The organism is Vannielia litorea (genome assembly GCF_019801175.1).
Lineage (GTDB): Bacteria > Pseudomonadota > Alphaproteobacteria > Rhodobacterales > Rhodobacteraceae > Vannielia > Vannielia litorea_B.
Genome location: NZ_JAHVJR010000001.1, coordinates 980,866 through 998,705, shown reverse-complemented (window position 1 = coordinate 998,705; position 17,840 = coordinate 980,866). Strand labels below are relative to the sequence as shown.

General features: G+C 64.5%; 21 protein-coding genes. 10 read left to right on the top strand and 11 right to left on the bottom strand.

All coding sequences use genetic code 11. The features are described 5' to 3' along the window. Positions 1-31: 31 nt before the first annotated feature. Positions 32-454 carry a MarR family winged helix-turn-helix transcriptional regulator gene (locus KUV38_RS04870; RefSeq protein ID WP_261385155.1) on the bottom strand — a complete coding sequence of 141 codons (423 nt, stop codon included), beginning with the start codon at positions 452-454 and terminating at the stop codon, positions 32-34. Between the two features lie 67 nt (positions 455-521). On the opposite strand from KUV38_RS04870, the gene hmgA reads away from it, so the two are divergent. From hmgA to KUV38_RS04840, 6 genes are all read left to right on the top strand, one after another. Then, positions 522-1,877 carry a homogentisate 1,2-dioxygenase gene (hmgA, locus tag KUV38_RS04865; RefSeq protein ID WP_222468970.1) on the top strand — a complete coding sequence of 452 codons (1,356 nt, stop codon included), beginning with the start codon at positions 522-524 and terminating at the stop codon, positions 1,875-1,877. After that, the gene (locus KUV38_RS04860) at positions 1,874-2,059 is read left to right on the top strand and encodes a hypothetical protein (RefSeq protein ID WP_222468969.1); all 186 of its coding nucleotides are present in this window, start codon (positions 1,874-1,876) and stop codon (positions 2,057-2,059) included. Before hmgA ends, KUV38_RS04860 begins: the two co-directional genes overlap by 4 nt. Positions 2,060-2,095: 36 nt before the next feature. Beyond that, on the top strand, positions 2,096-3,352 hold the full coding sequence (gene fahA / locus KUV38_RS04855; protein ID WP_222468968.1) for a fumarylacetoacetase: 1,257 nt from the start codon (positions 2,096-2,098) through the stop codon (positions 3,350-3,352). 78 nt (positions 3,353-3,430) lie between these two features. Then, on the top strand, positions 3,431-4,381 hold the full coding sequence (locus tag KUV38_RS04850) for an MBL fold metallo-hydrolase (protein ID WP_222468967.1): 951 nt from the start codon (positions 3,431-3,433) through the stop codon (positions 4,379-4,381). Between the two features lie 76 nt (positions 4,382-4,457). Continuing rightward, the gene (locus KUV38_RS04845; RefSeq protein WP_222468966.1) at positions 4,458-6,068 is read left to right on the top strand and encodes an FAD-dependent oxidoreductase; all 1,611 of its coding nucleotides are present in this window, start codon (positions 4,458-4,460) and stop codon (positions 6,066-6,068) included. Between the two features lie 3 nt (positions 6,069-6,071). After that, a complete protein-coding gene (locus KUV38_RS04840) occupies positions 6,072-6,263 on the top strand; it encodes a DUF2783 domain-containing protein (RefSeq protein WP_222468965.1) in 192 nt (63 codons plus the stop codon). Between the two features lie 3 nt (positions 6,264-6,266). Here KUV38_RS04840 and KUV38_RS04835 read toward each other — a convergent pair whose 3' ends face one another. Genes KUV38_RS04835 through KUV38_RS04825 form a run of 3 tightly spaced genes read right to left on the bottom strand, consistent with a single transcriptional unit; the run spans position 6,267 to position 7,656 of the window. Next, positions 6,267-6,995, bottom strand: a complete 729-nt coding sequence (locus KUV38_RS04835; protein WP_222468964.1) for a Crp/Fnr family transcriptional regulator — start codon at positions 6,993-6,995, stop codon at positions 6,267-6,269. A gap of 3 nt (positions 6,996-6,998) precedes the next feature. Continuing rightward, complete coding sequence (locus KUV38_RS04830) at positions 6,999-7,304, bottom strand: hypothetical protein (RefSeq protein ID WP_222468963.1); 306 nt, start codon at positions 7,302-7,304, stop codon at positions 6,999-7,001. Positions 7,305-7,323: 19 nt separating this feature from the next. Beyond that, the gene (locus KUV38_RS04825; RefSeq protein WP_222468962.1) at positions 7,324-7,656 is read right to left on the bottom strand and encodes a YqjD family protein; all 333 of its coding nucleotides are present in this window, start codon (positions 7,654-7,656) and stop codon (positions 7,324-7,326) included. Between the two features lie 179 nt (positions 7,657-7,835). On the opposite strand from KUV38_RS04825, the gene KUV38_RS04820 reads away from it, so the two are divergent. The 3 genes from KUV38_RS04820 to KUV38_RS04810 all read left to right on the top strand — a co-directional run bounded on the left by KUV38_RS04820 (position 7,836) and on the right by KUV38_RS04810 (position 10,913). Further along, positions 7,836-8,006 carry a DUF1328 domain-containing protein gene (locus KUV38_RS04820; RefSeq protein ID WP_222468961.1) on the top strand — a complete coding sequence of 57 codons (171 nt, stop codon included), beginning with the start codon at positions 7,836-7,838 and terminating at the stop codon, positions 8,004-8,006. 259 nt (positions 8,007-8,265) lie between these two features. Further along, positions 8,266-9,618, top strand: a complete 1,353-nt coding sequence (locus tag KUV38_RS04815) for a PRC-barrel domain-containing protein (protein WP_222468960.1) — start codon at positions 8,266-8,268, stop codon at positions 9,616-9,618. Between the two features lie 167 nt (positions 9,619-9,785). Further along, positions 9,786-10,913 (top strand): AI-2E family transporter, encoded by a 1,128-nt coding sequence (locus KUV38_RS04810; protein WP_222468959.1) that lies wholly within the window; start codon positions 9,786-9,788, stop codon positions 10,911-10,913. 24 nt (positions 10,914-10,937) lie between these two features. On the opposite strand, the gene KUV38_RS04805 is transcribed toward KUV38_RS04810, so the two are convergent. Genes KUV38_RS04805 through KUV38_RS04790 form a run of 4 tightly spaced genes read right to left on the bottom strand, consistent with a single transcriptional unit; the run spans position 10,938 to position 15,209 of the window. Further along, positions 10,938-12,626, bottom strand: a complete 1,689-nt coding sequence (locus tag KUV38_RS04805) for a phospholipase D family protein (protein ID WP_222468958.1) — start codon at positions 12,624-12,626, stop codon at positions 10,938-10,940. Continuing rightward, the gene (locus KUV38_RS21090) at positions 12,623-14,458 is read right to left on the bottom strand and encodes a sensor histidine kinase (RefSeq protein WP_222468957.1); all 1,836 of its coding nucleotides are present in this window, start codon (positions 14,456-14,458) and stop codon (positions 12,623-12,625) included. The genes KUV38_RS04805 and KUV38_RS21090 overlap by 4 nt, the downstream gene beginning before the upstream one ends. 11 nt (positions 14,459-14,469) lie before the next feature. Further along, on the bottom strand, positions 14,470-15,048 hold the full coding sequence (locus KUV38_RS04795; RefSeq protein ID WP_222468956.1) for an RNA polymerase sigma factor: 579 nt from the start codon (positions 15,046-15,048) through the stop codon (positions 14,470-14,472). Next, entirely contained in the window at positions 15,045-15,209 is a 165-nt protein-coding gene (locus KUV38_RS04790) for a NepR family anti-sigma factor (RefSeq protein ID WP_222468955.1), read from the bottom strand. The genes KUV38_RS04795 and KUV38_RS04790 overlap by 4 nt, the downstream gene beginning before the upstream one ends. A gap of 181 nt (positions 15,210-15,390) precedes the next feature. Here KUV38_RS04790 and KUV38_RS04785 point away from each other — a divergent pair, with 181 nt between their 5' ends. Then, the gene (locus KUV38_RS04785) at positions 15,391-16,206 is read left to right on the top strand and encodes a response regulator (RefSeq protein ID WP_222468954.1); all 816 of its coding nucleotides are present in this window, start codon (positions 15,391-15,393) and stop codon (positions 16,204-16,206) included. A 39-nt stretch (positions 16,207-16,245) separates the two neighbouring features. Here the strand turns inward: KUV38_RS04785 and KUV38_RS04780 are convergent, their stop codons facing one another. Genes KUV38_RS04780 through KUV38_RS04770 form a run of 3 tightly spaced genes read right to left on the bottom strand, consistent with a single transcriptional unit; the run spans position 16,246 to position 17,790 of the window. Then, on the bottom strand, positions 16,246-16,758 hold the full coding sequence (locus KUV38_RS04780; RefSeq protein ID WP_222468953.1) for a PaaI family thioesterase: 513 nt from the start codon (positions 16,756-16,758) through the stop codon (positions 16,246-16,248). Positions 16,759-16,768: 10 nt separating this feature from the next. Next, positions 16,769-17,425, bottom strand: a complete 657-nt coding sequence (locus KUV38_RS04775) for a YceI family protein (RefSeq protein WP_222468952.1) — start codon at positions 17,423-17,425, stop codon at positions 16,769-16,771. Further along, positions 17,422-17,790 carry a DUF1428 domain-containing protein gene (locus KUV38_RS04770; protein WP_222468951.1) on the bottom strand — a complete coding sequence of 123 codons (369 nt, stop codon included), beginning with the start codon at positions 17,788-17,790 and terminating at the stop codon, positions 17,422-17,424. Before KUV38_RS04770 ends, KUV38_RS04775 begins: the two co-directional genes overlap by 4 nt. Positions 17,791-17,840 lie beyond the last annotated feature (50 nt).

Here is a 17,840-nt window from a genome sequence, read left to right as displayed (position 1 = left end):
AGGCAAATCAAACGGCGGGCCTAGCCCCGCCCTACAGCCCCGCGATCCCCCGCAGCACCCGCCGCACCACGGCGGCGTCCTCGGCGGACACACCCTCCATCAGTGCTACGTCATGCTTCTCCGCCAAGGCCGTCAGTTCGGCAAAGGCCTCCCGCCCCGCCGGGGTGAGCGAGAGCACCTCCCGCCGCCGGTCTTCCTCCACGCTCTTGCGTGTCAAAAACCGCCGCCCTTCCAGCGCGGCCACGGCCCGACTCACCTTGGTTTTGTGAATCATCGCTCGCTCCACGATGTCCCGCGCGCTCATGTCGCCATAGCGCCCAAGGTGAAACAGCACCCGCCATTCGGTGCGCAGCATCCCGTAACGAGCTTTGTATTCGCGTTGAAAATCAAGGCTCGCCGCCTCCGCCGCCTGATTCAGCAGGTAAGGAAGAAAACTTGTCAGATCAAAGTTCATACCCGTGTAATGCCCCTTGTTAGTTACATTTTCAACTATTATCACCGCCGCAACAGGAGGACGCGCCATGAACGACCAATCCAAGCCTGCGGGTCTGACACAGGCCCCCAGCCACATCGGCACCACCCCCGGCTACATGCCCGGCTTTGCCAACGACTTCGAGACCGAGGCCCTCCCCGGCGCGCTGCCGCAGGGCATGAACTCGCCGCAGAAGTGCAACTACGGCCTCTACGGCGAGCAGCTCTCCGGCACAGCCTTCACCGCCGATCCGCCCGAACGCACATGGACCTACCGGATCAGGCCCTCCGTGAAGCACTCGCACCGGTATGAGCGGATCGACCTGCCCTATTGGGTCTCGGCCCCCAACGTCGTGGATAACGTCACCAGCCTCGGCCAATACCGCTGGGATCCGGTCCCGCATACTGAGGAAAAGCTGACCTGGCTCACCGGTATGCGCACCATGACCACGGCCGGCGATGTGAACACCCAAGTCGGCATGGCGAGCCACATCTATCTCGTGACCGCCTCGATGGAAGATGCCTATTTCTACAGCGCCGACAGTGAGTTGCTGGTTGTTCCGCAAGAGGGCAAGCTGCGCTTCGCCACCGAGCTCGGCGTGATCGACCTTGCCCCGCAGGAGATCGCCATCATCCCCCGCGGCCTTGTCTACCGCGTCGAGGTGCTTGAAGGCCCGGCGCGCGGCTTCGTCTGCGAGAATTACGGTCAGAAGTTCGAGCTACCCGGCCGTGGCCCGATCGGCGCCAACTGCCTCGCCAACCCTCGTGATTTCAAGGCCCCCGTGGCCGCCTTCGAGGACCGCGAGGTGCCCTCGACCCTCACCATCAAGTGGTGCGGCCAGTTCCATGAAACGAAAATCGCGCAAAGCCCGCTCGACGTGGTCGCGTGGCATGGCAACTACGCGCCCTACAAATACGACCTGAGCACTTACTGCCCGGTCGGCGCGATCCTCTTCGATCACCCCGACCCGTCGATCTTCACCGTCCTCACCGCCCCCTCCGGCGTACCGGGCACGGCGAACATCGACTTCGTCCTCTTCCGCGAGCGCTGGATGGTGGCTGAAAACACCTTCCGCCCGCCGTGGTATCACAAGAACATCATGTCCGAGCTGATGGGCAACATCTACGGCCAGTACGATGCCAAGCCGCAGGGCTTCATCCCCGGCGGCATGAGCCTGCACAACATGATGCTCCCCCACGGCCCCGACCGTGACGCTTTCGAGGGTGCCTCCAACGCCGAGCTGAAGCCCCACAAGCTCGACAACACCATGAGCTTCATGTTCGAAACCCGCTTCCCCCAGCACCTCACGGCCTTCGCTGCAAACGAGGCACCCCTGCAAGACAACTACATCGACTGCTGGGAAACGCTGGAGAAAAAGTTCGACGGCACCCCCGGCAAGAAATGACCAAGGTCGCCGCCATCATTCTGGCCATCGCGGCCATCGTCTTCCTGTCACTGCTCGGCTGGCTCCTGTCCCGCATGGGCAAGAGCGAGATCCCGCACAGCAAGCGCGCCGGCTCCGGCGGCGGCTTCTGGACCATCGGCGGCGACGGCAGTAGCGGTGATGGCGGTGGCGGCGGCGCCTGAGCCTCCAAGACAAACGCGCGAACGAAAGGATACCCCTTGCCCCTGATGACCTCCTGGGTCACTTCGGCCAACGCCGAAAACCACCCCTTCCCGCTCAACAACCTGCCTTACGGCGTCTTCTCCTTGGGCGAGGAAGAGCCGCGTTGCGGCGTCGCCATCGGTGACATGATCCTCGACATGGAAGCCGCCGAAGAGGCCGGCCTCGTCACCCTCGCCGATGTGCCTGTGTTTGACGTGCCGTTCTGGAACGAGGTGATGGAACTCGGCCCCAAAGCCTGGGGCGAGCTGCGCGCCAGCCTCACCGAGCTGCTCTCCGAGGGCTCTGCCAAGGCCGCCGCCGTCCAGCCCTTGCTGGTGCCAATGGCCGAGGCCGAGCTGCACATGCCCTTCCTCGTGTCCGAATACACTGACTTCTACGCAGGCCGGCAGCACGCCACGAATGTGGGCACGATGTTCCGCGGGGCCGAAAACGCCCTGCCGCCCAACTGGCTCCACATCCCCATCGGCTACAATGGCCGCGCCTCCACCGTGGTCGTCTCCGGCTCGCCGGTGCATCGCCCCAACGGCCAGACCAAGGCACCCGATGCCGAGCTTCCCAGCTTCGGCCCCTGCAAACGCCTCGATATCGAGCTTGAAATGGGCGCCGTCGTCGGCACCTCCTCGGAGATGGGTCAGCCCGTCACCGTGGCCGAGGCCGAGCAAATGATTTTCGGTTACGTGCTGCTCAACGACTGGTCCGCCCGCGACATTCAAGCGTGGGAGTATCAGCCCCTCGGCCCGTTCCAGGCCAAGGCCTTCGCCACCTCGATCAGCCCGTGGATCGTGACCACCGCCGCGCTGGAGCCCTTCCGCACTTCCACGCCGGAGCGCGAAAAGCCGCTGCTGCCCTACCTCGAAGAGCCGCGCCCCGGCCTCTTCGACATCAAGCTCTCCGCCGCGATCCAGCCCGAAGGCGCGGCACGTGCCACCGTGTTCTCCAACACCAACTACAGCGAGATGTATTACTCCGCCGCTCAGCAGCTTGCCCATCACAGCACCTCCGGCTGCGCGATGAACGCGGGCGACCTGCTCGGCTCGGGCACCATCTCGGGCGCCGACAAATCCGCCTACGGCTCGCTGCTCGAGGTCACATGGGGCGGCAAAGAGCCTGTGACCCTCGACACCGGCGAGACCCGCACCTTCATCGAAGATGGCGACACGCTCACACTGGAGGGCCACGCCCAGGGCGACGGCTATCGCATCGGCTTCGGCGCGTGCAGCGGCACGATCCTGCCCGCTGTCAAATACCCCTGAGCGCTGCCGCCTCACCTCTCACCATGAACATCCCGCCGGAGGCTCACCCCTCCGGCATGACGACAAAGGAAACGCACCATGGCCAAAGCCTTCGCCTCCGCCGGAGACATGACCGAAAAGACCATCAGCTTCACCGAAGTCGGAGAGGGCCTCTACGCCTTCACCGCCGAGGGTGACCCGAACTCGGGCGTCATCATCGGCGACGAGAGCGTGATGATCGTCGAGGCGCAGGCCACGCCGCGCCTTGCAAACAAGGTGATCGACTGCGTCCGCTCCGTGACCGACAAGCCGATCAGCCACGTTGTGCTGACCCACTATCACGCCGTCCGCGTGCTCGGGGCCTCGGCCTTCGGCGCGGATCAGATCATCATGTCCGACAAGGCCCGCAGCATGGTCGCCGAACGCGGGCAGGAGGATTGGGACAGCGAGTTTGACCGTTTCCCCCGACTCTTCGAGGGGCATGAGAGCATCCCCGGCCTGACCTGGCCCACCACCACCTTTACCGGCCGCATGAGCGTGTTTCTCGGCAACCGCCGGGTCGACCTGATGCAGCTTGGCCGCGCCCATACGGCGGGCGATATCGTGATCCACGTGCCCGACCAAAACGTCATGTTCACAGGTGACATCGTTGAATATTACTCCGCCTGCTACTGCGGCGACGGCCACTTTGCCGATTGGAGCACAACGCTCGACGCGATCAAGGCCTACGACCTCGACGCCATCGCACCGGGCCGGGGCGATGCGCTGATCGGCTCCGAGATGGTGAACGCCGCCATCGAGAGCACTCGCGATTTCGTCGCCTCCACCTACGCCCCCGCCGCAAAGGTCGCCGCCCGGGGCGGCACGTTGAAGGAGGCATGGGACGCCGTACGCGCCGCCTGCGACCCCAAGTTCGCCGATTACGCGATCTACGAGCACTGCCTGCCCTTCAACGTTGCCCGCGCCTTCGACGAGGCCCAAGGCATCGACACGCCCCGCATCTGGACCGCCGAGCGCGACAAGGAGATGTGGGACGCACTGCAAGGCTAAGCCGTCCCGGCGCCACGCAAAGACCGCCCACCGGATGCGCAGCCATAGCGCATCCGTTCCGGGCATGGAGGAGACCATGATCCAAGACCGCTACCCCCTCGCCCACCGGCTCTATCCCTACGCCCGACACGCCGACCAGGACGCGGCCCAGCCGGTGCGCCACCCCGTCGTCATCATCGGCGGCGGCCCCATCGGGCTGGCCTGCGCGCTGGATCTCGGCCTGCAGGGGCTGCCGGTCGTGCTGCTCGACGACCATGAAGGCGTCGGCCAGGGCTCGCGGGCGATCTGCTTTTCCAAGCGCTGCCTCGAGATCGCCGATCGTTACGGGTTCGGCGAAAAGGCCCTCGCCAAGGGCGTGGTCTGGAACCTCGGCAAGGTCTTCCACGAAGACCGCAAGGTATTCGAGTTCAATCTCCTGCCGGAGGACGGCCACAAGTTTCCGGCCTTCATCAACCTCCAGCAGCCCTACTTCGAAAAGTTCCTCGTCGAGCGCATCCGCGAAGCCAATGCCGAGGGGGCAAAGATCGACCTGCGCGGTCGCAACAGGATCGACGGGCTCACCCAGCATGGCACCCACGTGGCGCTGAACATCGCCACGCCCGATGGCCCATATACGCTCGAGGCCGACTACGTCATCGCCAGCGATGGGGCAGGTTCGCCCACCCGCAAGCTCATGGGTCTCGATTTCGAAGGCCGTGTTTTCCAGGACAGCTTCCTGATCGCCGATATCACCATGGCTGCCCCCTTCCCCACCGAGCGCTGGTTCGCGTTCGAGCCGTCCCACGGCGCCGGGGCTTCCACGCTGTTGCACAAGCAGCCCGATGGCGAGTGGCGCGTGGATTTTCAGATCGGCTGGGATGTGGATCGAGCCGAGGAGCTGAAAGAAGAGAACGTCCGCCGCCGCCTCGACGCCATGCTCGGGCCGGATGTGGAGTACGAGATCGTCTGGACCTCGATCTACACCTTCCAATGCCGCCGGATGAAGAAGTTCCGCCATGACCGGGTGATCTTTGCCGGCGACTCGGCCCATCAGGTCAGCCCCTTCGGCGCGCGCGGGGCGAACTCGGGGATTCAGGATGCCGACAACCTCGGCTGGAAGCTCGGCATGGTCCTGCGCGGCGAGGCCCCCGATGCCCTGCTCGATACCTACTGCGAAGAGCGCCGCTATGGGGCCGATGAGAACATCCTCAACTCCACCCGCTCGACCGACTTCATCACACCCAAGTCACCCGTCAGTCACATGTTCCGCAATGCGGTGCTGGACCTCGCCGAGCACCACGCCTTTGCCCGCCCGCTGGTCAATTCCGGCCGCCTCTCGGTGCCCTGCACCTACGACGGGGGCCCGCTGAACGGGGCCGATGCCCTGCCCGGTGGGCCTGCGCGGACCCGCCCCGGCGCGCCCTGCCCCGATGCCCCCTTGCCCGATGGCTTCCTGCTCAACCGCCTCGGCAACGGCTTCACCCTGCTCTGCCTCGACTGCGCCGTCCCCGAAAACCTGCCTGATGGCCTCGCAACGCTCGCAATCAAATCGGAAGGCCCAGCCAGTGCCCTGCACCAGCGCTACCTCGGAGAGGCGAGCCACGCCTTCTACCTGATCCGGCCCGACCAGCACGTGGCCACCCGCTGGGCAGAGGCCGATGCCGCCACCATCACCGCCGCCCTCCGCCACGCCACGGCCAAGGAGTGACCCATGCTCAACACCGCCCCCAACATCCCCGACCCCGATGGCTTCTACGCCGAACTCATCGCCGCCCATGACGGCCTTAGCGAAGAGGCCAGCGCGGGGTTCAACGCCCGGCTGGTGCTTCTTCTGGCCAATCATGTGGGGGATAGAGAGGTGCTGCGCGAGGCTCTTGCGGCGGCGGCCAAGGCCGGGCGCTGAACGCTACATCAAGGGGCGCACGCGCGGCGCTTCTTCATCGAGCTTGGCAACCTGCCTCAGCTGTTCGATATCATGCAGCGCAAGCCGGCCGTTGCGCCATGTTGCCAGCTGACGGTCGCGCAGCTTGGCAAGGCTCTTGTTGGTGTGCACCAGCGAAAGCCCAAGCGCATCCGCCAGATCCTGCTGCCGGTAGGGCAGGTGCATCTCGCCATTCCGCGTCAGCCCGAGCGCCTCGCCGCGCTGGTGCATCTTCACCAGCGCCCAGGCGATGGCCTCAACCGCATTTCGCTGACCCACGCTGAGCAGAGCCTCGCCCATGAAGTGTTCTTCTTCGGCGGCGATCCATGTCACGTCAAACGCCCGTTCGGGATGCGAGCGGAAGAACTCCCACAGCGCGTTGCGGTCGAAAACGCAGAGGGTCATCGCGGTGGAGGCCTCTACCGAGTGTCCCATCTCTCCCATGACCGCGGCCTGAAGGCCGAGGAAGTCACCGGGGAAGACGAAGTTGACCACCTGACGCTCTCCGCTTTCGAGCAGCTTGTAGCGCAGCCCCATGCCGCGCAGGGCTGTGTAGAGCTGCGGGCTGTTGGACCCTTCCATCAAGATCGGCGTGCCCGGCTCGACCGTCAGCTCGCCCGATTTGAACTCGCTCATGAAGCGGAGTTCGTGGGAGGACAGCTCCTTGAAGATCGGCTTCTTCCGAAGCGGACAGTTCTGGCATGAGGTGGCCATGTGTTACTTCCTGTGGCTGGTGCCGCGTCCGGCCTGAAGGCCCACGATGAAGGCCTCGGCTAAGCCCAGAGCGTTGGTCTGGGGCGGGGCCGCAGCGGGCGGCGGCGTCTTGCGGGGGCGGGAGAGGCCAAGCAGGATAAACCCGCCGGCGAACCAGACGGCCCCAACGATCAATGCTGCGGTCTGGGTCGATGTGGTTTCGACCAGATAGATCCAGCCAGCCACCGTAAGGAACGCGGCACCGACCAGAAAGCAAAGACCGGCCCCCGTCGAGAAAGCTGCCCGGCGCAACGCATGCGCCAGGCTCATTTGCAAACGGGCCAACATGTTATTTGCGGGCCGAGATGTGACCAACGAGAAAGCCGACTGCCGCCGCGATACCGATGGCGGTCGCCGGGCGCTCGACCACAAAGTCATTGGCCTTGCCGTAGGCGAACTCGGCGTTGTGCTTCATGTAGTCAGCGCCTTCCTGCGCCTTGGCCTTGGCATCCGCCGCTTTGCCTTTGGCATAGCTCTGGAACTCGGCCGACTTGGCACGGCCCAGCTCGGCGACGGCGTTGGTGAGGCTGGCGATATCGGACTTCAGCGCCGCGATCTGGGCCGAGACCTCATCGGAGGGGGTGGTATTGCTGGTGTTTGCAGTCGTCTTGGCCTGTGCCATCTGACGTCTCCTTTTCAATTCAGATGTGTCATTCGACAATTCAACAAGGCGGCGGCTCAAAGGTTCCAAACTCGAATTGAAAAGAATTATGGGAACCGGCGTCAGACATTCGAAGTTGGGCAGGCAAGATCGGGATGCAACGCTCCCGAACCAATAGAAAGACCAGAAAGGAAATCAAAATGCTCGGTTGGGCTCTTACGTTCCTCGTTATCGCACTTATCGCTGCTCTGTTCGGCTTTGGCGGCATCGCCAGCGCCAGTGCAGGCATCGCGCAGGTGCTCTTCTTCGTGTTCCTCGTGCTCTTCGTGGTGGCCATGGTCGCCCGGGCCATGCGCGGCCGCACGCCGTAACACGGTTTGACATGACGCAACAAAAAGGGCGCCCTCGCGGCGCCCTTTTTCTTTAGCGGATCGGCGGTATTTCGCACATCAAAACACCCCTCGACGGCACATTATCTAATTCCGCAGGCGCGCAATAACGCGGCTGCATTATTTTTGTTCCCATTAAATTGAAAAATAAATCGCAGGAACAAACCCCTAATTCCTCGGTTCACTTCTCACAAGCGGCCACGAGCCGCAGTTTCTGAAACCAGAAATCCGGAGAGACCCAATGAAACGCATTCTTGCAACGACCGCACTGACGGCGTCGCTGGCGATGCCTGTCTTTGCACAGGACACCACGGCCCCCGAAACCGCGACCGATGATCCCGCAGCGCAGACCGAGATGATGGCCGAAGGCGGCTTCATCCAGTCCGCCGACGAGCAGGACGTTATGGCCAGCAACTTCATCGGCAAGCGCGTCTACGCCATGTCCGAAGAGATGGAATACGGCGAAGGCGTCGAAGAAGCTGACGCCGGCTGGGAAGACATCGGTGAGGTGAGCGACGTGATCCTCGCCCGCACCGGCGAAGTCGAAGGCGTGATCGTCGACGTGGGCGGTTTCCTCGGCATCGGTGAAAAGCCGGTTGCCCTGACGATGGACTCCCTGAAGCTGGTGGCCGACAGCAACTCGCCCGGCGAGTACTTCGTGACCATCGCCTCCAGCCGTGAGGCGCTCGACCAGGCCCCGGCATTCGAGTTCACCGAACCTGCCGCCATGGAGCAGGCTGAAGCCGAAGACGGCTCAGTCGCCACCCCGCTGGAAGAGACTCCCGGCGAAGAGGTCGACATGGCAGAAACGGATGACGTGACCGCCGACCCGATGGCCGCTGATCCGAACGCCTCCGAAGAGATGACGGACATGGCCGAAGCCGGTGACAACGCCGCCGACGAAGCCGAAGCCGAGATGACCGAAGAGGTCGCCGAAGGCGAAGCCGCCATCGAAGAGACTGGCGAGGAAGCCTCGGAAGAGATGGCCGAAGCTGGTGCTGAGGTCGAAGCTGCCGGCGAAGAAGCCGAGCAGGAGATGGCTGAAGCTGGCGCCGAAGTCGAAGCTGCCGGTGAAGAAGCCTCGGAAGAGATGGCGGAAGCCGGTGCCGAGGTTGAAGCCGCTGCCGACGAAGCTGGCGAGGAAATGGCCGAGGGCGCCGAGGCGACCGAAGAAGCCACTGATGAAGCCCTGACTGCTGGCGACGCCACCGAGGAATCCCTCGAGACCGACGCCACCGAGACCGACATGGCCGAAGCTCCGGCTGAAGAAGGCACGATGGAAGGCTTCACCCGCGACGGCTACGCCGAAGTGATGGTGACCGAACTGTCGTCCGACGATCTGAGCGGTCTGGCTGTCTACGACCCCAACGACAACCGCGTGGGTGAGATCTCTGAAGTGCTGATCTCCTCCGACGGCATGGTCACCGATGCGGTGATCGACGTGGGCGGTTTCCTCGGCATTGGCGAAAAGCCGGTTGCCATCAGCTTCAAGGGCATCTCGCTCCAGAAAGAAGCCGAAGGTGACGACCTGCGCGCCTATGTGAACACCACCGAGGAGCAGCTGAAGAGCTTCCCCGAATACGAAGGTGGTTGATCTGAATTGATCAACGAAAGCGCCCCCTCCACAGGGGGCGCTTTTTTATTTGTCCGGCGCCGCAACCCTTGGGGCCGTTCCGGCGTTGAGCCAGAACCCTTTGGCGTCCACTTCCAGCCCGGCCGCCATTCCTTGCCTCGACCCTTGCCACCGAGGAGCATATCCCGATGATGAGCAGCCGCTCCGTCACCCTGCCTCTGGCCCTTATTGCGGCCATCCTGACAGTCGCTGCGCTCAAAGCCGGCGCCTCCTTTCTTGCCCCAACGGTGCTTGCGCTGATCACCGGTGTGATCCTCTCCCCCGCCATTGCCTTGCTGCTGCACCTCGGTCTGCCCCGCTCGGCAGCCGCCGGGAGCGTTCTGGCTTTCGCACTCGTCGCGCTGACGACCCTTGCACTGGTCTTCGAGCCGGTGCTCTGGCGCGCGCTCGACCGGCTACCCGCTGTCTGGCAGGAGCTGCAGGATACACTGCGCCAGTTTCAGGATGCCTTGCGCGGCCTCAACCAGATGACCGAAGACGTGAAAGAGGCGATCAGCCCGGATGCGGCGGGCGGTGCGAATGGCGGCGGCGGCGGCGGCGGCGGCGAAGAGTCGTCCGTGCCCCTGCCCTCCGCCATAGACGCCATCGCCCTCGCGCCCACGATCGCGGCGCAGTTGATGATCTTCACCGGCGTGCTGTTCTTTTTCCTGTTCACCCGCGAAAGCATCTACGACTGGGCCTCCAAAACCCTTGGTGGCCGCAATACGCAAGCGCAGGAGCGCTACAAATCCTCGCTGGTGGCCGCCGAGCACATGGTCTCGCGCTATTTCATCACCATCACCCTGATCAACGCCTGCCTCGGCGTGGCCGTGGCTGCGGCGATGATGGTGATCGGCATGGGCTCCCCCATCCTCTGGGGCCTCGCGGCCTTTGCCGTCAACTTCATCCCCTACCTCGGCCCGGCGATCTTTGCGACCTTCCTGCTGCTCGGTGGCATCGTCACATTCGATGGCTTCATGGCGGTGATGCCGGTGGGTATTTACCTCTGCATGAACGTGACCGAAGGCCAGTTCGTGACGCCTTCGCTCGTCGGTAAAACGCTCAAAGTGAACCCGCTGCTGATCTTCCTGTCGCTGGTGTTCTTCCTGTGGATCTGGGGGCCACTCGGGGGCTTCGTGGCCATCCCGGTCCTGCTCTGGGTGCTGCTCGTGGCCGATCTGATGACGCCCGACCAAGACCTGATGCAGGCCGTCGAGCGAAGGCAGGAGATGGAAGAAGAGGCCGCTGCTGCCGCCGCCGCTCAAGCGGGCGAGTAAACGGCCAGACCGGGAGAGAGTGGCTCAGACCATCTCTTCCGGCACACCCGGCACCGGCACACCAAACCTGCGGGCCGGGCGCATATCGTAGGGCAGCAGAAAGCCTCTGCGGTTCTCGGGCGACCTGCCCGCATCCTCCCGCGCAATCCTGAACCACGCTTCAAAGCCGCGCTCCAGATCGCGCAAGGCGCTTCGCTCGGCCTCCTCCACCTTCGGGAACCAGTGGTCCACGACCCGCTCGCGGATCATCGCCACGGTCGCCGGGTCGGTCATCTCCACCCCCGCCTCGGTATCCCACTTCATGCTGCGACCATTGAGGTTGGCGGATGAGACGATGGCCCGCTGATCATCGAAGATCGACAGCTTGGAATGCACATAAACCACCGGCGCCCCAAAGAGCGCGGCCCGCCCGTGGCGCCGCGCCTGCTCCGGCTCGGTCCCGTCGGGCGCGCCGATTGCCGCCTCTCCGGCCTCGTCCTGCGGGTCGCCCGGACGGCGGTGCTGCGCCGGGGCCAGCGCGTAAAACCTCGGCCCGAAAGCCTTGCGCAGCATTCTCAGGCAGCGCGCCTGCAAAAACTCGCCGTAACGCGCATCACCGCCACCGCTGGCAAAGGCGACCTCCTCGGGGGCCGAGGGCAGGATCGCCAGTAGGTGCAGTCCCGCCTCCTCCCGCGCCCGCCGCGCCAGCGCCTTGGCCAGCGGGCGGCTCCGCAGATACTGCGTTTCGAGGATGATGAACTTCTTCGCCGCAAAGGCCGCCTCCAGATGCGCCCGCGACAGCCCGGTCGAAAGGCTCTTGGGCGAAAACCGGAAAGGCGCAAGCCGGGAGGGAGCAGAGAGCGTGGTGAGCAGCCGCAGCGGGCCATGCGCCGCCTCGTTGCCACGGCCCTCCGGCTCCGGCCCCTCCCCCGCCGTCTGATCCGGCACGCGGTTCAGGTGGCGCTCGGCGGCCTCGGCCAGCTCCGGCTCGTCAAACAGCATCTGGGTGTCATGCCACGTCTGCCGGGCAGGCTGGTTATGATCCGGCGTGTCCCAGCGCCGCTCGTCCAGATCGAGCCCACCGATGTAGAGCCGCTTGCGGTCGATCACCGCGAGCTTCTGATGGTGGGTCACAGGAGTCAGGCGGAACCGATGAGCAAAATCAGGCCGCACCTTGCCTTCACCGCCATCCTCCACCTTGAGGTTCGGGCATAGCCGCGGTGCCTCGGATAAGAAACGCCTGCGCTCGCCCGGATCAAGGTCGTTTAGCATCTGCGCCGCCTTGCGCAGTTTCCATGCCGCCACCGGCCAGAAGATCGCGCTCGGCACCGCGCCGATCCGCGCCGGGTGGCGCGAGGCCATCACCTCCAACTTGCCGGTGCCCGCTTCGCCTGCCAGCTCCCGCAACCCGGCGAACTGGCGCATGGTCCGCCACGTGCCCCGGTGCAGATCGGGCGCGCCGATCGGGTCGAAATCCGCAAGGATCAGCCGCAGGTCCACCCCGCGGCGCAGGGCATCGGCCAGCAGGTCCGACCATGTGCCGCCCACCGCGCGGCCCTCCGAGCTTCGGAGCCGGGTGCGCAGGTCAAACACACGGAATCCCATGTTCACCCGCTGCTCCGCGCTAAGCACCAGACGCTCGAACACCGGATAGGCCTCATCGGCGGTGATGAGCAGCTGGGGTCGGCCGGGGCGCGCTGAAAACCCGGGCGAAGGATCGCCCGCGCCGGTCATGCCGCGCTGTCCTCGCGGGGCAGGCTGCGTGGCGGCACCGTGCGTTCGCCCGGCGCAATCTCGGCCTCCGGCTCCCCTTCGGGCTGCTCCTCGATCGGGAAGGTCACCGCAAGGCGGAACTCTTCCTCTCCGGGTACAACTTCGAGCTTGCCGCCAAGCTGGGCCGCAAAGGCACGGATCAACTGGCTGCCGAGGCCATTGCTCGACGGCGGGGTGAAATCGCGGGTCAGCGGCTCACCGATGGAGTTGGCCACCGTCAGCCGTGCCCGTGGCGGCCCCATCTCGCCGGTTTCACTGTCTTCCACCGGATCGAGCTCTTCCAGCTCAACCGTCAACCAGGCCGAGCCCGGGCCGTCGGGGTGGCCCATGTGCTTGGTGGCATTGGTCACCGCCTCGGTCGTCAGCAGCGAGATCGGCACCGCCTGATCCGGTGCGATTGTCAGATCCTCGATCTCCATCTTCGGCGTCACGCCCGCGTCTTTCGGCAAGGCCGTGCTAAGGGTCTGGCGCAGGATCGCGTTCAGCAGCGCATCGGCATGCACGACCGAAAGCCGCGAGGTCTGGTACAGGCTGGAATGCACCGTTGCCAGCCCGAGCACCCGGTCGAGAATGCGGCGCAGGGTGGTGCGGGCCTCTTCCCCGGTCGCCTTGCGGATCTCCATGTTCATGATCGAGGCGATGAGCTGAAGGTTGTTCTTCACCCGGTGATGCACCTCCCGCAGCAGCAGGTTCTTCTCGTGAATCCCGTTCTCCAGCTCGGCCTCGTCGTGGAGGATGGTTTCCGCCATGCTCTCAAAGGTCTCGTTCATCTCGCGCAACTCGGAGGGCGCGCGCCGCGAGACATCGGGCACCGTGTTCAGGCTGCGGTGCCCGGCGGCAAAGCGGATCATCCGCGAGCGCAGCCGGCGGATATGCACCAGCACCAGCCGGTGCACGGCGATATAGGCCACGCCGAGCGAAATGACCCACATCAGGATCGGGAAAAGCGCGGCGCTGTACCAGTTGAGCCCGTCAGGAGCCTCATCTTCCCAGATCGCCATGGCATGCACGAGCCCAGGGATGATCGGCACAAGGGTATAGACCCGCGCCTCCCCGGTCTGGCTCTCGCCCGAAAACGCCGTGACCCCGCCGCCCACAAGCGCTTTGAGCGAGACCTCCTGCGGCAACTCGGCATCGAGTTGGTCCTGCGTCAGGTCCGACATCAGCACCCTGCCCTCATCGGTGAAGGTCACAAGGTCAATCGGCTCCTGCTCCACCTCCCCCGTCGCAGAGGCGCCCACGCTGTCTTCCCGGCGAGAGAGGTCATCTTCCTCGATCGAGATCGAAACGAAGCCGAGATAAACGCCATCCTGATAAACCGGATAGGCCAGCACCATCACTTCCAGCCCCGAGATCCGCCCCCGCTCCAGCAATTCGGCCATCGGAACGCGGTTCGCCTCCATCTGCGCCGCAACGCTGGAGCCTTCGAGGTCATAGGGCTCACCGCGCGAGTTGCACTCGCTGCGGTTCTCGGTGTCGATGAAGGTGGCGAGGGTATAAACAACGCTGCGGTCCACGAGTTGGCGCATCAGCTCCGAGCAGGCCGCCGGGTCATCGCGCAGCCCCACAACCGAAGTGGCCAGCACCCGCGCCGAGGCAAAGCCGCCATGGAGCAACTCGCGCATGTCCTCCACATCCGACACGGTGCGCCCGAAGAGCGCGGAGCGATTCAGCTCGCTGGCCTGTCGAGCGACGTTCGCCGTTTGCATCAAGGCGATGATCCCAACGGGCAACAGGGCCACCGTGAGCATCACGGCGACCCTGAAGATCAGCGATTGCGCGTAGTTCCGCACCTCCCCCTCGCTCAGCCGAGCGGGGTGATGCTGGCAGCGACCACGGCCATGGTGCTCTGGTCGGTCAGCTCCAGCTCTTCGTCATCCTTCAGATGAAGCAGCTCGGCAAGGCGGGCGCGAGCCCTATTGGCGCGGCTCTTCACGGTGCCAACGGCGCAGTTACAGGTCTCCGCCGCCTCGTCATAAGACATGCCGAGCGCACCCACGAGCCAGAGCGTTTCACGCTGCTCATCTGGCAGTGTCGCAAAGGCAGCCTGAAAGTCAGCCAAGGCGAGCCGGCCATCGTGGTCGGGCTTCGAGGCAAGGCCACCGGCCATGATGCCATCAACGTCCGCCACTTCGCGGCCAGACTTGCGGCGCGCCGAGTAAAAGGTGTTGCGAAGGATGGTGAAAAGCCAAGCACGCAGGTTGGTGCCGACCTTGAACTTGTCGAAGTTGCTCCACGCCTTGACCACGGCATCTTGCACGAGGTCGTCGGCCTGGGCTGAATTTCGGGCGAGGCTCATGGCAAAGGCGCGCATGGCCGGAAGATGCTCGACGATCTCGTCACGCGGATCGGCCGAGGCCTGCTCAGGTGCAGCGCGCGTCATTCAGCGGTTCCGTTCCTGTTATCCTGCTCGCGCAGCCGTTTGAGGAGATCGGTGAACCGATCGGGCACGTCCTCCTCCACCTGGGCCTGGAAGACCCGACGGAGGTTCTCGTCGATCTGACGGCGCAGCCCCTCGTTCGCCTGTTTTTCCTGCTCTTTCATTTCCGACCTTCTAACCTTTCTGCGTCCCTTACCCGCGCAAAAGCAGGCTCCTTTGTGGCCACAACCCATGTCCGGCCATCTGGTTCCCAAAAAAATCCCTGTGTCACATTTTAATTTGGAACCAAACGCCGGGGGTCACGTTTGGTTCCCGAACGCTTATAAAAACTATGGGTAAGGCAACATGAACAGTGCATCCTCCGAAAGCTTCGCTGACGGTATCGCGCGTGAACTCCCCTATCTCCGTCGCTACTCCAGAGCGCTGACGGGCAGCCAGAAGTCGGGCGACGCCTATGCCGCCGCCACGCTTGAGGCCATGCTCGACGATCCGGATCTCGGCGACCGCTCCCAGAGCCCCCGCGTGGCGCTCTTCGCAGCCTTCCACGCGATTTGGACAAGCTCCGGCGCCCCGGTGGAAGCCAGCGAGAATGACAGCTTCCTCGCTGCTCAGGCGCAGCGCCACATGGCGCCTCTGACCCCGGGCACCCGCGAGGCGCTGCTGCTCTATACCATCGAGCAGTTCTCCTATGCGCAGATCGGCCAGATTACCAACAGCACCGCCGAAGAGGCCGAAGAGATGGTGGCCACTGCGCAGGAAGAGATGGCCCGCTCGATCAGCGGCAAGGTTATGATCATCGAGGACGAGGCGATCATCGCGATGGATCTCGAGACCGTGGTCGCCCAGATGGGCCACCGCGTCACCGGTGTCGCCCGTACCCACAAGGGCGCGGTGCAGCTTGCCCAGCAGGAACGGCCCGACATGATCCTCGCCGACATCCAGCTGGCCGACAACAGCTCGGGCATCGACGCGGTGAATGACATCCTGTCGGAGTTTGGCGAGATGCCGGTGATCTTCATCACCGCCTTCCCCGAGCGCTTGCTGACCGGCGAAAAGCCGGAGCCGGTGTTCCTGATCACCAAGCCCTATACCGAAGAGCAGGTGCGCCTTGCCGTGAGCCAGGCCATGTTCTTCGCCTCCACGGTGACGCTCGTCGCCTGAGGCCCAACGAAAGTTCCCTCGTGAAAGGCGGGATCGGCGCTAGTCGGTCCCGCCTTTTTGTTGGAACAGCCGATAGATTGCCTTGCAGCGCGCCACAGGGCTCTGGCCATCGGTGATCAGCGCCTGCGTGAAGAGCATCTTGCCGGTGCGCTTGACCACTTCGGGCGTCGCCTCGATCCACGCGCCGGGCAGCCCCGGGCCGAGATAGTCGATATCCAGCGTGATCGTCGCCATCTTGCCCACCACCGGCGCGGCGCCGCTGCGGCCGCTGTAGGTTTCGTTGAACACCCGCGCGAGAATGTCGGCAAAGGTCGCCGTCACACCGCCGTGGCAGACGCCATTTGCGTTGAGGTGGTGCGCCCCGATCCTGAAGCCCACCGTCCGCGAGCCGTCGTCATTGTCGCGCACGAACCACGGCCCCATCGAGCTATCGACCGGGCAGAGGGTGGCGAGCGGGGTGTAACCGGCGGGCGGAGCGGGGTGGTCTGGCGTTTCAGTCATCGCCGCCACGCTGCCCTGCGCGTTGGGCGGCGTCAATGTGGCCTGCGTCACGCCGCGCTGCTCACCCCTCCCACGCCGGGCCGGTGAACTCGGCGTCGATGGTAAACCGCACCTCGTCCGAAACTCCCATCGTGGAGCCGGGCGGCGGCAAGCCCACATCGAAACCCAGCGCCGAGCGCATGAAGCTCCCCTCGGCATTAAAACCGATGCGCGCGTTCGGGTCATACTGGTTGCCCTCCCAGCCGCCGAGCGCCGTGACGGTCAGCGCCACCGGCGCAGTGGTGCCGTTGAGCGTGAGCCTCCCCTCCACCTCGGCAGCCCTCTCCCCGGTGAGGCGGATTGCCGCGCTGGTGAGCGTGATCTCGGGGTGGCCCGCGAGGTCGAACCACGGCGGCGCGAGCAGCATGGCCCTGAAGCCCTCCGGCTCCGGCGTGGGAATATCGAGCGAGGCCACATCAACCCGCGCGGTCAGCTGCGCGGTCGACGGGTCCGCCGGGTCCAGCTCGATCGTTGCGGTGAAGCTGTCAAAGCTCGCCCGGAAGGTCGAGATGCCAATGTGGTTCACCTCGAAGATCAGGCTCGAATGCGACGGATCGAGCGTGTAGGTGCCGGCCTTCAGCGTGCTCAGATCGGTCTTGGTCAGATCCATCGCCATGTCTTGTGCCACGGCCGGGGCGGCGGCGAAAAACGCCGCTGCCACAAGCACTTGCCGGATCATTGCACCGAGCCTTCACCCCAAGCCACCAGCGGCTCGAAGCCGCCCCACATCATCCGCATCCCGTCAAAGGGCATCTCGGGCATCTCTTGGCCCTCCATGTCCTTGGTCATCTGCTCCGCCGCCTTGTCGCAGGTCTCCTTGTCGGGCCAGACCACCCACGAGAACACGCAGACCTCGCCCTCCTCCATCTTGGTCGCCATCGGAAAGCTCGTCACCTTGCCATCAGGCACGTCGACGGCCCAGTTCTCCTGCATCCCGATGCAGCCGTAGCCCTTGAACATCTCAAGCGCCTGCTCGGCCATTTCCTTGTATTTCGCCTTGTTTTCCTGCGGCACGGCGAGCAGGAACCCTTGAACATATGCCATTGCAAATACCTCCCTCATGGCGCATTCCGGGCTCACCTTGACAGGCTTTA

Excerpts from the sequence above, each read along its gene's own strand:
- KUV38_RS04805 (WP_222468958.1), bottom strand. The coding sequence starts at position 12,626 with ATGACCGGCGCGGGCGATCCTTCGCCCGGGTTTTCAGCGCGCCCCGGC.
- KUV38_RS04870 (WP_261385155.1), bottom strand. The coding sequence starts at position 454 with ATGAACTTTGATCTGACAAGTTTTCTTCCTTACCTGCTGAATCAGGCG.
- KUV38_RS04835 (WP_222468964.1), bottom strand. The coding sequence starts at position 6,995 with ATGGCCACCTCATGCCAGAACTGTCCGCTTCGGAAGAAGCCGATCTTC.
- hmgA (WP_222468970.1), top strand. The coding sequence starts at position 522 with ATGAACGACCAATCCAAGCCTGCGGGTCTGACACAGGCCCCCAGCCAC.
- KUV38_RS04790 (WP_222468955.1), bottom strand. The coding sequence starts at position 15,209 with ATGAAAGAGCAGGAAAAACAGGCGAACGAGGGGCTGCGCCGTCAGATC.
- KUV38_RS04840 (WP_222468965.1), top strand. The coding sequence starts at position 6,072 with ATGCTCAACACCGCCCCCAACATCCCCGACCCCGATGGCTTCTACGCC.
- KUV38_RS04820 (WP_222468961.1), top strand. The coding sequence starts at position 7,836 with ATGCTCGGTTGGGCTCTTACGTTCCTCGTTATCGCACTTATCGCTGCT.
- KUV38_RS04815 (WP_222468960.1), top strand. The coding sequence starts at position 8,266 with ATGAAACGCATTCTTGCAACGACCGCACTGACGGCGTCGCTGGCGATG.
- KUV38_RS04830 (WP_222468963.1), bottom strand. The coding sequence starts at position 7,304 with ATGAGCCTGGCGCATGCGTTGCGCCGGGCAGCTTTCTCGACGGGGGCC.
- KUV38_RS04775 (WP_222468952.1), bottom strand. The coding sequence starts at position 17,425 with ATGATCCGGCAAGTGCTTGTGGCAGCGGCGTTTTTCGCCGCCGCCCCG.
- KUV38_RS04860 (WP_222468969.1), top strand. The coding sequence starts at position 1,874 with ATGACCAAGGTCGCCGCCATCATTCTGGCCATCGCGGCCATCGTCTTC.
- KUV38_RS04785 (WP_222468954.1), top strand. The coding sequence starts at position 15,391 with ATGAACAGTGCATCCTCCGAAAGCTTCGCTGACGGTATCGCGCGTGAA.
- KUV38_RS04810 (WP_222468959.1), top strand. The coding sequence starts at position 9,786 with ATGATGAGCAGCCGCTCCGTCACCCTGCCTCTGGCCCTTATTGCGGCC.
- KUV38_RS04795 (WP_222468956.1), bottom strand. The coding sequence starts at position 15,048 with ATGACGCGCGCTGCACCTGAGCAGGCCTCGGCCGATCCGCGTGACGAG.
- KUV38_RS04850 (WP_222468967.1), top strand. The coding sequence starts at position 3,431 with ATGGCCAAAGCCTTCGCCTCCGCCGGAGACATGACCGAAAAGACCATC.
- KUV38_RS04770 (WP_222468951.1), bottom strand. The coding sequence starts at position 17,790 with ATGGCATATGTTCAAGGGTTCCTGCTCGCCGTGCCGCAGGAAAACAAG.
- KUV38_RS04825 (WP_222468962.1), bottom strand. The coding sequence starts at position 7,656 with ATGGCACAGGCCAAGACGACTGCAAACACCAGCAATACCACCCCCTCC.
- KUV38_RS04845 (WP_222468966.1), top strand. The coding sequence starts at position 4,458 with ATGATCCAAGACCGCTACCCCCTCGCCCACCGGCTCTATCCCTACGCC.